The organism is Parabacteroides sp. PH5-46, assembly GCF_029892785.1.
Taxonomy (GTDB): Bacteria; Bacteroidota; Bacteroidia; order Bacteroidales; family Tannerellaceae; genus DFXE01.
The window spans coordinates 33,112-45,899 of record NZ_JARXXA010000010.1 but is presented as its reverse complement, the minus strand read 5'-3'; the positions used below and the strand labels follow the sequence as shown (position 1 = coordinate 45,899).

The window sequence follows — 12,788 nt, the reverse complement described above, 5'->3', positions numbered from 1 at the left end:
ATAAATAGATATGATAAAGATAAAATACATTATAAACAATATTGGTAGAAAGAAAAAGCAATCAATATTCTTTATATCAACTATTTTGATTTCTTCTGTGATTATTCTTTCAGATTATGCTTTAGTGAATGGAATAAAGAATAAACTGTATATAGGAATAAATGAAACGATATCTGGTCAATTTATAATATTTAATTCAGAAGATGTAAAAATGAATATATTAGAATCTGAATTAAATAAACAAAGAATAGTAGAAATAACAGATGATAATATAAATAAATTAAAAACAATTTGCAGTAATGCGCATATAAACCGGCGAATCAGGCTTGGTGCCTTGGTATCATTCAACGAGGGGACATCATACACAAATTTTCATGCCTTGGAAGACGATCACCTCCAACGGATAGCCGGTATGCTTGATGTATTTCAGGGAAACATGCCTGGCTCGGCTAATGAGGTGCTGATCAGTGAGAGCTTGGCGAAAGATTTACTTTGTGGGGTAGGGGATACCTTGCTGCTGTTGGCTGATAATGTGAATGACTATATGTCGGATGCCTTGGGTGTTGTATCCGGTGTTTTCAAGGAAGAAGGCTTGGCTATTTTTCTGAGTCGCAATGGGTTTATGCCTTACCGATTGGGGCAGGAGATAGTAGAGGTGGAAGATGTACAGGTACTTGAACTGATCGTCAACCCGCTTGCAGACAGCGGTTTCACTCCTCAGGAGGTTTCCTCACTAGCCGATTGGTGCATGGAACAGGATCCTGCTTTAAGGCTTGCTTCATGGGAGCAGACCGTCCCGTTGATGAGCGCGATAGTCAAGGTGTGGGGTGCCGGAGGGGTACTTACTCAGGTGGTCTTTATTTCTTTCAGCCTGATTATACTGCTTACACTGGCATCCCTGGTGGTTCGTTCGCGCATGAAGGAAATTGGGACGCTTTTGGCTATTGGGTTTTCCTGGTTGAAAATAAGGATTTTGCTCTGTGCAGAGTATCTTATTATGACATTTCTTGCTGTGGCGATTGCTTATTTGCTATTGCTGACGTTACAAAGCCTGCTCCCAGTAGAGGGTTTTGCGATAGAATCGGAGTATATGCAGACCGCTTTGATGACTGACAAGCTGCCTCCACATCTCTATTTCAGGGACTTTCTGCAAGTCTTGTTGCTGTTTATGGTTACGGCTGTATTGGCTGTCCTGATAAGTGTCGGAAAACTGCGGAAAAGGAGGGTTTATTCACTGGTTAATAACTGAGTAACTGAATAATTGAATTATGATGTATATCTATATAAAACAAGCAGTCAGAAATGTACATAAGAATATAGGGACTGTCTGGCTGAATGGCCTGGGTATTGCGCTGACTGTCATGATGGTTATCCTTATTTTCTCCTTATCGAGAGGGATTGAAAGCCAGATCGTGATGCGGAATATCAAATTTGAAACGGGAGCTATTCGCCTGAATTTAAAGAAAGAATTGTCGGGTTATGAAAACAAAGTCTTTGGAGATGAAGAATATAGCACTCTGTTGAACCTAATGGAGCGTATGCCGGAAATAAGCGGTTACCGGCAGCGAGTGGTGGCATATAATGCACTATTATATGCTGTGGATGCAACACAACGTGTTAAGATTGAGGGTGTTTCAGTAGATGAACTTCCCTTACTGAATGAGGCGGTTGGTCTGCTTGAAGGCTCGGCAGATTGGGGGCAAGTGTCTAATGGCATGTTGATTAGTCAGGGCTTGGCAGAGGAGGCCGGACTGTCTGTTGGTGATGATTGTAGCGTCATGATCCAGTCGGCTGACGGTACCGTCAATATCGGCGATTTTAGCATAAGCGGTTTCTTCCTCAATACCTCTCAGGCTAATAAGTATACGGTCTATACCTCTTATCTTCAGGCAAAAGAGCTTTACCATACGAATCTGCCGACGCATCTGTTGATTGACCTGACCGATCTGGAGCAGGCTGATAGGATAAAAAAGCAACTTATCCTCGAAACCCGCCATCCCTGGATTGGGGTAGAGTCTTACACCGACCATCTTAGTACGGCACAGGCTCTTTCCAATATCAACAAATACTCCTTGGCAGGCATGGTTTTCTTCCTCTTACTGATCTCTTTTGCAGGTATTTGGGCGATGGAGATAGAGAATATCAATGAGCGGCGGAAGGAAATCGGCACCCTGCTTGCTTTTGGTTTCTCCCGGCGGGTAGTGAAGCGGATATTTCTTTGCGAGTCTTTCTATATCAGTTTGTTGTCTCTTGTGACGGGGCTTGCTGTTATACTGCTGCTGCTATCTATTATACATCTGCAAGGGGGTGTATACCTGGGTAGCTCGGCTTCCTTTGCTTTTGGCTCTTCAATTATCTGCCCTGTATTGAATATCAAGGATGTCCTTTGGGCTGCTTCCGTAGCTATTCTTTACCCCTTGCTGGCTACCTGGCTGTCTCTCTCATCTATAAATAGTATGCGAATTATCAAATTGTTAAACGAAAAATAGTAAACAGAATATGAAAACGATATGTATTATCTCACTACTAGTCTTATTGGCCGGCAATATGCCGGTGTATGCAGCAGGTCCGGATTATCTTTCTCTGATAGACGAGGCCTTGTATATAGAGTATGCCGACATTAAAATGGAAGTCTACAAAAACGATAAATTGCTCAAGTATTACCAGATTGAGTTTTACCGGAAAGAGGCGAAAATGCGTATGGAATTCGTGGGGCCTGCCGTGGAAAAAGGCCGCCGGATGCTTAACGACGAGTCGAATATGTGGATGTACATGCCCCGGACAAGCAAGGTGATAAAGCTACCTCTCAAGCAGGCCTTTATGGGAAGTGATGCCTCCAATAGAGACCTGATGCGACTTGCATTCAGCAAAGACTACGAACTGACAGGAAGCGAGCAACAAGAGGATACTTTAGTCCAACTGGAGCTGAAAGCAAAAGACCTTTCGGTTTCCTATAATAAAGTGATTATTTTGTTCGACTCACAGCGAGGCGTGCCTCTGAAGCAGGAAATGTTTGCCCTCTCCGGAAAGCTCATTAAAACAATAGACTATGCGTATGATAAGCAGTCCGACGGTACATTATATATGAGTGAAATGTTGATAAAAGACGAGTTGTTGAAAAACTCTCGAACCAAGATGTATTACGAAAACTGCAAGCGCAGACAAGAAAAACCATCGGTGTTTTTCACCTTAGGTTCTTTAAAGCAATAGGCTATGAAACGGCTTTGTTACTATGTATGCGCGGGTGCTATAGCCTGGCTGCCATTGCTGGCCAATGCTCAGTCGCACGATCTTTCCTACCAGGTAATATTGGAGTCAAAAGGACAGTATGACGACCTGGATAAGGGGGCGTTTAGTGCTACTTCCCGGCTCTATCCGATTGTGACACTGAAGAGTGATATCGGGGAGCTGTCCAACAGCCTTCAGGTAGAGGGCAGTCTGGTCAATTATAACTTCGAAAAGGACTCTACCGGCTTTTCTTTTCAAGAGTTGTACACCCGTTTTTCGTGGAAGGACAGGCATCATTGGGCGGTAGGTAAGAAGCGCTTGGACTGGGGAAGCGGGATGCTTTGGAATCCTACGAATTTCTATATTCAGAAAGACCCGTTCCGCACGCAGAACCGCCTCGAAGGCATCTTCTTGCTTAGCTATACCTATCTCTTCAACACAGGCTCGCTGGAGCTTTACGTGTTTCCGGAGAAGGAGCTCGAGGATTTCAGCTACTCGCTGAAGTACAACTACACAGGGGAGCGGGTAGACCTGAGTCTGTCCTTCCTCTCATATCGGAAGCATCAGCAGCTGGGCTATGATATTTCGTATGGAGGGGATCTTTTTATCGCTTATAGCGAAGGGGTGTTTCGCAACTATTCCAAGAGTTACCGGGTAGGAGAGGAGGGCGGGTTGATTGCTCCGGAGAATAGGTCATCTAAGTTTTATACCGAGATGGTAAACGGAATTTCCGTCTCCTTTAATGCCTATCTGGGGGCACGTGTGGAATGCCGTTTCAGGGAAGATTATCTGAGTAGAAAAGAAGTAAATAATTACAAGAAGTATATGCCCCTGAATGGTATAATTTATGATCCTATAAGTGTCGGGAAGTGTAACTTGTTTGCATCTGCAGAAATTAAAGATCTATATGATCGGTTTAATTTTCAGTTACGTTCGTTTTTTGATGTAAACTCTAATCAGTTGATAATCGCTCCTTTGTTCGTTTGGAAGGTAAATAACTTCCAGGTAGAGCTATCGTCTATGATCTTCAATAAATCACTGGCCGATTTCCATACGCAAACGTCCATATTATTAAGTTGTCATTTCTAAATAATACAATATGAATACTTTAATAAAACTATCCAATATCCATAAATATTACCAGACGGGGAAGATTAAAAACCAGGTATTAACTGACTTCTCCTATACCTTTGAGAGAGGCTGTTTCTCGATTCTGGCCGGACCGTCGGGCTCTGGAAAATCAACCCTCCTGAACATTCTGGCTACCTTAGATAAGCCGGACAGCGGCTCCTACTTATTCGAAGACCAGGAGGTGCATTTCGAGAAAGATAAATCGCTTACTGAGTTGCGGAAGAAGAATTTCGGTTTCGTTTTCCAGTCGTTCAACCTGATACCTGTCCTGACAGCTTTGGAGAATGTGGAGCTCCCTCTGACGTTGTTTAGCTACAGCCGGAAAGAGCAAGCCGAGAAAGCCCGCTACATGCTGGAACTGGTTGGACTGAAAGACAAACTGAAGCAAAAGCCGGGCGAGCTATCAGGAGGGGAGCAGCAGCGGGTGGCCATCGCACGTGCTATCGTAACTCAGCCCAAAGTGATCTTTGCCGATGAGCCTACAGCCAATCTGGATAAGCGAAATGCTGAAAACATCATCCGGTTGATGCGCGATTTAAACACGCAAACCGGTATGAGTTTTATCATTGCCAGCCATGATCCCAAAGTGATCTCGGAAGGGAAGGAGGTAGTCTCTTTTATTTAAATAGCTTCTTTACGACCTCTATATCCCCGTCGTTTGGAGCCGGATCCAGGTTCAGTAAGTTGGCTATAATGAGGTATAAATTCACATTCGCCATAACCGGTAATACCGTGTTTTTCTTGAACGATGGGCCGGCTGCGTAGAAGATGGCTTCCATTTCGGGCGCGAAATTGTCGTACCCGTGCGTAGCGGCCAGGCGTGGACGGGATTCCGGACGGAATTGTACATAGGTTCCGATGTCGGGAATCACCACGATGTCGCCAATGCGGGGATTCTTTCTGTAAACGAACTGCTCGGGCACTTCATCCTTCTTGTATGCCTTGATGTGCGGTACATTTTGCAGGATAGCCAGGGCGCTGTCTACATAGCTCTTCTTGGGATAGAGCAGTGTGGGTACTCCGTCGAATACGTAGTCGAAACTATCCCTTGGCAGGTAGTCGTTCAGGTTGACGTATTTGTCCGGATAGTAGGTGGCCATTCCGTGATCGGAAAGGACGATAAAGTCTATCTTCTTGAAGTCTTTTAGTTTGCGGGCTTTTGTGAAGTAATAGTTCAGTACACTATCCAACTTCTCTATCATCTCGTAGGTGGCAACACCCTCTGGCGTGGCGGAATGTCCGATGCCGTCAGGCTCTTCTATGTACCACATAACCAATCGGGGGCGTTCTTTTTTGGGTCGCTCGAGCCAGGAGATAACAGAGTCGGCTCTATTGGTATAGGGGATGGACTTGTCGTAGGGTTTGCATATAGACGGCCACATCTTCTGTACGGGCGCCTCGCTGCCTACCCAGAAGTAAACGCCTGTTTTCACCCCTTGTTTTTCCGCTGTGTTCCAGATGGGCTCACCTCCGTAGAAGTCCGGGTTAGTAACGGCTGTGTTGTCTCCCAAACGGTACGTTAAGTCTAGGTCTGGCGCATAGAAGAAATTGTTCACCAGCCCGTGATGATCAGGATGTAGCCCGGTAGCCAGGGTATAATGGTTCGGGAATGTAACGCTGGGGAAAGACGGGCGGAAAGCAGATTTGACACCCACTTTTGCCAATGAGTCGAGTGTAGGAGTTTTGGCCTTACCTATGTAATCTGAACGGAAGCCGTCCAGTGACAAAACAACCACGTACTCTCCTGTTGTTTTAGCGGTAGAGCATCCGGGCAGTATGATGCTAATCAACAGAAAAACACATACGCCCGGAAAAAAGAATGTCTTATACATATTATATTATTATCAGAAAATATATTTGATACCAAACTGCATCTGCCAGCAGGAAATGTCTCCTATATTGGTCTTATACGTATCGGATAAGTCCTTCTGCATTTCATATTTTAATGTGTAATTGTTATCGGCAGAAGGTTTCTCCTTGGAAACAACTGTCAGGAACTGGAATTGCGGACTGCTCTGGCTTCCCAGGTAAGTCGTCTGATGAACACCCCAATCCTTATTCAGTAAATTCAGGAAGTTGGCAATATCAAAGCTGAAACGCAGGGTATGCGGACGGCCATTCTTCTGGAAAATCTTGATGTCGTGATACAAACTTAAATCCAGCTGGTTGGCGTATGGAGTAACGGCTCCGTTACGTTCGGCATACTTCCCTCTGTTTTTTCTCAGGTAGTCGTCTTGTTCGATAAAGGCGTCCATAGCTTTCCAGGCATCTTCCTGAGAATCAAACTTGCCTGCTACCAGATGGTCTTTTACTTCGTCGAAGTTTCTGGGGATATACATCAGGTCGTTGCCGGATAGTCTGTCGCCATTGGCGTCTCCGTTATACACATACGAGTAGCGGAACGGACGGTAACGTTGATAAATCAAACCGATGTTGGTAGCCATTGTTTTGCACCAGTCGGCTGTATATGAAGCAGACAGCAGCAAGCGGCCATTGAACGAACCTGCGCTGTAACCCAACTCTTCTGCATTAGGATTCAAAGCCGGACGGTATCTCCAGGCAGAGTAAGCAACCGATGATGTTCCGTCTGTCACGCTTTTTGACTTACCGAAGGAATAAGAACCATTCAGGTACAATCCTTTCAGCGTGCCTCTGAAGGTTTTTTGCAACTGCAAGGTCGTATAGAAAGAATAGCCTTTATTGGTATTGCGTAGCATGATTACGTTGTTGGCGGCTTTCTGATTGCCTTCCAGACTGCTATAGTATTCTCCGGTATAGAACGGACGTGCATTTCCTGAGCCTCCATCGTTTATAAACTTGTCGGTGGTTTCCAATCCGATGTTGTCATGATAAATGGCATTCAAGTCCTTTGAGTAAAGAAGCTCTACCGTTGCAACCCAGCCGTCCAGGAATTTATAATCGGCTGCCAGGTTACTCTTCCACAGGTTCGGGTATTTAAAGTCCGGATCAGTGATAGAAATGTCTGCTCGTGGCGCTGTGCCGTCAGAGGGTCTGTAAGTGTTGATATCTCCTGTAAAACCAAGTGAGGGTAGCTTATCATCTTTCAGGTTCAGGTCACCAAACAATACGCCGTTGTTACCTGCCTGGTTGCTGATCCATACGTAAGGAGGCGTACCCGAGAACAAACCTGTTCCTCCGCGTAGCTGTAGCGATTCGTCTTCCAGCGGATTATAGTTAAATCCTAAGCGGGGAGAGAACAGTGGTTTAGCATTGGGATATTTGGAAACATCTATCTTCATTCCGTCACGATAGGTTTCGGCTGCCACTTTATCGTTGGTTGGCAGGTCTGTAGTAAAGATCGGCATATCCATACGCAAACCCAGGGTAAGGTTCAGCTTATCGCTAACAGTCCATTTGTCCTGTACGTATAGTCCAATCTGAAATACATTTACTTCCGAGAAGGGGAATTTATCACCAATTGCATATTTTTGTCTATACGATGTATTGGCTGAGCCCGAAGCTACGGCGTTTGTCAAACCACCTGCTACCGGATTCAGGTTGTAACCTGCAAACTGAGCCGGGTCGTACTGACCTAAATTGAACCCTTGCATACTGCCGTTTTTAGCCAGATAATCTTTGCTGGCAAGTACGTTAAACTTAAAGTCATCGATAGAAGCAAACAGCCAGGAGCCTGGATAATTCTGTGCGAAACCATTCTTGAACTGGCGGTAATCACTCTGTGTACCAAAGGTTAGCTGATGTTTTCCAAGGTTCACTACCAGGTTGTCCTGAATCTGGAAGATATCGGTATCCAGTTGGTTGTTATACGAGTTGGCTTCCGTTCCAAAGGTGGTATATGCCTGACCATTACCGTCCAGGATGTCCACCTGAGGGAAGAAGCCCCCGTCCATATCACGGAAATCACGAAGGCGTGAATAACCCACTTTCAGGTAATTACTCATCCGGTCGTTGATGGTGGTATTCAGGTCGGCCATCCAGATGTTGAAGTTGTTATTGGTACGATAAAAGCTGGAAGAGAACGGGATGGCGTACTCGTTAGGCCCGCGTCCGTTCTTGGGCGCTCCGGATGTAGAAGGCCTGTTTGTATTATAAGACTTGAGGTAATAATATTTTACGCTCAATACGTTTTTGGGGTTGATGTTCCAGTCTATTCGCGCCGTGATGCGGTCTGCCTGTGTCTTTGTTTTTGATACGTCGAAGCCGCCGGGATTGTAACCGAGCTGGTCTGACAAGAACTGAGACAAGTCGCTTAACGCTTCAGCCGTTGGAGCGGAGTTTTCGGTGGTATAGGTTACCGGTTCTTCCACGCGGTCCATTTCGGCATTGATGAAATAGAACAATTTGTTCTTGATGATCGGACCCGACAAACTGAGCCCGTATTGATGGTTCGAGAACTCTTTGACAGACAATATTTCGTCTTTTACACGGTAGCCTCGCATGGACGGACTCTTCGTGTACATATATACTGAGGCATGGTACTCATTCGATCCTGATTTGGTTACAGAGTTGATTCCTGCTCCTGTGAAGCCTCCGTTTCTCACGTCGTAAGGGGCGATCATTACCTGTATTTGTTCCAGGGCTTCGAGCGAGATTGGCTCAGTGCCGCTGGCTCCCAGGCCGGAACTCAATCCGAAGGAGTTGTTAAAGGAGGCTCCGTCTACCGTTACATTGTTGAAACGGTATGAAACGCCTCCGAAGTTACTGCCGCTACTCATGGGAGTAAGCTTCGTAAAGTCGTTTAATGAACGGTTCAGGGTAGGAAGTTTATCCATCTTGTCCCGTGTAATAATTTCCTGTGCTCCGGTACGGTTGCCCGAAATGATGGCATTTCTGTCGGCTACGATAACCACTTCGTCGAGCGACTGGGTATCTTCCCGCATGCTTACATTCAGTTTCAGTTCTTCGCCCAATGCCAGTACAATACCTGTGCGTGCTTCCGGGTTAAAACCTACATACGTAAAGTCTACAACGTAAGGCCCTCCGATGCGGAGGTTGTTAAAAGAATAGGTTCCGTTTGGCTGGGTAACAGTGAAGTAAACGGTTCCGGTAGGGGTGTGAGTCGCCATGATATTCACCCCAATCATTGGCTCAGATGAAACCTCGGTTACTTTCCCGCTAATACCGGCAGTTGTAACCTGTGCTTTTACAAAGAAAGAAAGAGTTAGAAAAGAAAAAGTCAAGAGAAGTAATGTTCGCCTCATAATCTTTTGTAGTTTAGTGTTGATCGCTGAATTATTTAGTTATTAATAAGGGTTACTAATTTGTCTTTGCAAAGGTATACATTTGTTATCATTTCTTAATACGTTAGTGTTAATTTTTAATTACAACAATTAATTTTAAAACAATCTTCGTCTCAAAATTGTTCAGCTTCTTTTTGTAGAAGATAGGATGTGTGCTGTTTTTTCTTGCTCACGTGCTATTTGAAACGGGATGCGAGCAAAAATAAAAAGGTCAGGACTTATTTTCGCGTAGCTCGTCGGCAATGTCCTGGTGGCGCTGGGCCAGTTCGTTATTGCCCGTGTAGCGGTAGGCTTCGGCCAGGTATTCGTGGGCGGCAGCGTGTGTGGGCTTTATGCTTACAGCCTTGTCCAGGTCGGCGATAGCTTCTTCGTAATGTTTGAGAGCAATGAGGCATTTCCCCCGGTTGTAACGGGCTTTGAAGGATTGGGGATTGATATTTACAGCCTCGTTGAAGCAGACGTGTGCTTCGTAACTGTTATTTGTGTCCAGCAGGGTAATTCCTTTCCGTACCCAGGCGTCGAGGTATTGGGGGTAGAGTTTGAGGGCTTTGTCGAAGTTGCGGATTGCTGCGTTATAATCGCCTGCTTTTGTTACACATTCGTTCCCCATGAGGTAATATTCGTGAGCGTACTCCTCCTGCACCTTCTGCTGGCAGGCTAGTTTGTCGCGTAATTTCTGTATCTCCTCCTGCTGCCTGTTGATGCGTTGTAATTTGAGCCGGAGTAGTCGTTGTGCCAACGGGGTAGCCAGTTCGTTCCGTTTGTCGATAGCAGAGGCGAAGCTCTCCACAGCCTCTTTTATTTCCCCTTTGTTGAAACAGACGGCAGCCTGTGCATAAAGTAATTCTGCCTCGCTTTCCTTGATCGCTTTGTCAATCAGCATTTTGTCGTTGAACATTTGGCTGAAGTTTACGATCTCCTTCCGAATAAAAATGTCACGTGGCGTTATTTTGGTTTTCAGTACCAAACCTTCAAGCGTAGTGCAGCGGCTGAGAGCCACGTACGTCTGCCCGCCTGCAAATACCCCACCTGTCAGATCTACTACTACCCGGCTAAACGTCAGCCCCTGACTTTTATGCACTGTGATAGCCCAGGCCAGGCGAATGGGCAGCTGTATAAAACTACCGATAATCTCCTCCTCTATCCGCTTCTCCTTTTCGTTGTATTTGTATCGGTAGTTGCGCCAGGAGGTTGGTTCTATCAAATACTCTTTCCCGTTTTCGAGCAAGACAAATACGTTACCTTCTCCATCAATGCCCGAGACCATTCCGATGGTGCCGTTGACCCATCTTCGTTCCGGATCGTTGTCGATAAAAATAACCTGCGCCTGCTCCTTGATAGATAAGTGTAGCTGCGTAGGCAGGGAAGACTCCGGGAAATCACCTTCTATGACCCCTTCGCAGGTGTACTCTTCTCCGGGCAATTCGGCCAGCTTCTTCTCGTTGATAAAATCCACGTGGTCGCGGCGGGTAGCCAGGGTGATATACATATCTTCATTCCTGGGCGAAAAGGTAGGGAAGTAACGGGCATTCAGGGTGTCGAGCTCTTGCTGGCGGGTGGTGTTATTCCGTATACTGTCTAATATATTAATGAATACCGGATCGGTTTGCCGGTAAGCTTTCTGCAGTTCTATCGGTACCAGGTTTATTTCCTTGAAAACCCGCGCCGAGAAGAAAAACGGACTGGCATAGAAGAGACTTAATATTTCTTTCTGGTCGGAAGGTACTACAGGCTCAAGCTGATAGATATCTCCCACAAACAATAATTGCTTGCCACCGAAAGGCAGACGCATATTTCCCGAGAAAACACGCAGGATACGGTCGATACAGTCAATTGTGTCGGCTCGTACCATCGATATCTCGTCTATTATGATTAATTCTACCTCAGAGAGGAGTTTGCGGTGCGACTTCCGGTATTTAAAGAACTCGTAGATCCGGCGGTCGGTCTGGCTGAGATCCGGATCGTCGGGCAACATCGGACGAAACGGCAACTTAAAGAATGAATGCAGCGTTACACCTCCGGCATTAATGGCTGCAATGCCTGTCGGAGCCAACACTACGTGTTTCTTCTTCGTATGTTTGCATATGTATTTAAGAAAGGTGGATTTCCCTGTTCCGGCTTTTCCGGTTAAAAAAACAGACTGGCGCGTATGGGTTATTAAACGTAGCGCATCCTGAAATTCATTATTGTCGGTATCAAGCTGGAATTCCAATGAAGCTAATTACTTAAGGGATTGAATATACCCAAGCATCGGCATATTTAGGGTTGGTGCGTAGCTTGGACAGGTAAGCGTCTGCTTTCTCTTTGCTGTTGAATTTGTCGGCATACACCCGTATCTTATTACCTCCTTTTATCTTGTTGGCGCGTTTGAAAACAGAGCGGTTCATCCTGGCAAGGCACTCATCGGCCTGTTGAAGTGAATTAACACTGCTTACTACCACATAATAATATGTAGGGGTTGCTACCTCTTTATTCACTTTAACGATCGGCTGAACACCAGCCCTGTTGGAAATAACTGTAGTAGGGATAAAGCTGGCTGTGTATGCACTGGTATCCAATTCTTTTACCGGAGTAGAAACAATCAGGAACAACGCAATAGCAGCGGCTACCGAAGCGATTCCGCGCAGTACTTTGCGGTTGATCGGGATATAAAACGTATCTTTTTCCTTTTTCTGCTCACTGGCAACAAGGGCAGCTTCTTCTTTTTGCAACGAACGCAAGGTCCTCAGCTGGAAAGTTTCCAATCCGTATGATTCGATACCAAACGGATTTGCCTCGGCAGAAAGGAAGATGATTTGCCCTTCTTTTCCCCGACGGAACGAGCCGATTGTTCCCAGCGAAACCGTCAGCCCTTTGTATAGCATGTCTTTGATTTCATTTACGTCATCTTGTAGCATCCGATAGGCTCCCGGGTAATCTACATGGTAGCTGTCCATGTACGATTCCAGTAACAAACCGTCATTATGCTTCAGTGTTGTATTAAACATGATCTCTTTCCGCATCGGGCTGAAACGGTGCTCAGCCGCATGATAAGACGCGGGAATCGGTTGTAATACAAAACCTCCAATCTGTGGTACAGTCACAAAATCATGTACCATCAATAACCATTCAAGATGCGATACTATCCTTAACATACTACAAATGTAACATTTTTTATAATACAACAATGCCATAAAGACAAAAGTTTTTATGGCATCGTTCGGAAAC

General features: G+C 45.5%; 9 protein-coding genes. 5 read left to right on the top strand and 4 right to left on the bottom strand.

Annotated elements, in window-relative coordinates; genetic code table 11:
- The first annotated feature begins 211 nt into the window (after positions 1-211).
- The 5 genes from M2470_RS11500 to M2470_RS11480 are packed head-to-tail and all read left to right on the top strand — an operon-like array spanning position 212 to position 4,984.
- A complete protein-coding gene (locus M2470_RS11500; RefSeq protein WP_280745200.1) occupies positions 212-1,249 on the top strand; it encodes an FtsX-like permease family protein in 1,038 nt (345 codons plus the stop codon).
- Positions 1,250-1,268: 19 nt separating this feature from the next.
- Positions 1,269-2,489, top strand: a complete 1,221-nt coding sequence (locus M2470_RS11495; RefSeq protein ID WP_280745201.1) for an FtsX-like permease family protein — start codon at positions 1,269-1,271, stop codon at positions 2,487-2,489.
- Between the two features lie 10 nt (positions 2,490-2,499).
- Positions 2,500-3,210 carry an outer membrane lipoprotein-sorting protein gene (locus tag M2470_RS11490; protein ID WP_280745202.1) on the top strand — a complete coding sequence of 237 codons (711 nt, stop codon included), beginning with the start codon at positions 2,500-2,502 and terminating at the stop codon, positions 3,208-3,210.
- Between the two features lie 3 nt (positions 3,211-3,213).
- Positions 3,214-4,317 carry a hypothetical protein gene (locus M2470_RS11485; RefSeq protein ID WP_280745203.1) on the top strand — a complete coding sequence of 368 codons (1,104 nt, stop codon included), beginning with the start codon at positions 3,214-3,216 and terminating at the stop codon, positions 4,315-4,317.
- A 10-nt stretch (positions 4,318-4,327) separates the two neighbouring features.
- On the top strand, positions 4,328-4,984 hold the full coding sequence (locus M2470_RS11480; RefSeq protein WP_280745204.1) for an ABC transporter ATP-binding protein: 657 nt from the start codon (positions 4,328-4,330) through the stop codon (positions 4,982-4,984).
- On the opposite strand, the gene M2470_RS11475 is transcribed toward M2470_RS11480, so the two are convergent.
- The 4 genes from M2470_RS11475 to M2470_RS11460 form a co-directional block, all read right to left on the bottom strand.
- Positions 4,977-6,191 (bottom strand): ectonucleotide pyrophosphatase/phosphodiesterase, encoded by a 1,215-nt coding sequence (locus M2470_RS11475; RefSeq protein WP_280745205.1) that lies wholly within the window; start codon positions 6,189-6,191, stop codon positions 4,977-4,979. The two genes, M2470_RS11480 and M2470_RS11475, sit on opposite strands and share 8 nt — an antisense overlap.
- A 12-nt stretch (positions 6,192-6,203) precedes the next feature.
- Entirely contained in the window at positions 6,204-9,542 is a 3,339-nt protein-coding gene (locus M2470_RS11470; RefSeq protein WP_280745206.1) for a TonB-dependent receptor, read from the bottom strand.
- A 250-nt stretch (positions 9,543-9,792) separates the two neighbouring features.
- On the bottom strand, positions 9,793-11,793 hold the full coding sequence (locus tag M2470_RS11465; RefSeq protein WP_280745207.1) for a tetratricopeptide repeat protein: 2,001 nt from the start codon (positions 11,791-11,793) through the stop codon (positions 9,793-9,795).
- Positions 11,794-11,806: 13 nt separating this feature from the next.
- Entirely contained in the window at positions 11,807-12,715 is a 909-nt protein-coding gene (locus M2470_RS11460; RefSeq protein WP_280745208.1) for an SPOR domain-containing protein, read from the bottom strand.
- Positions 12,716-12,788: the final 73 nt, after the last annotated feature.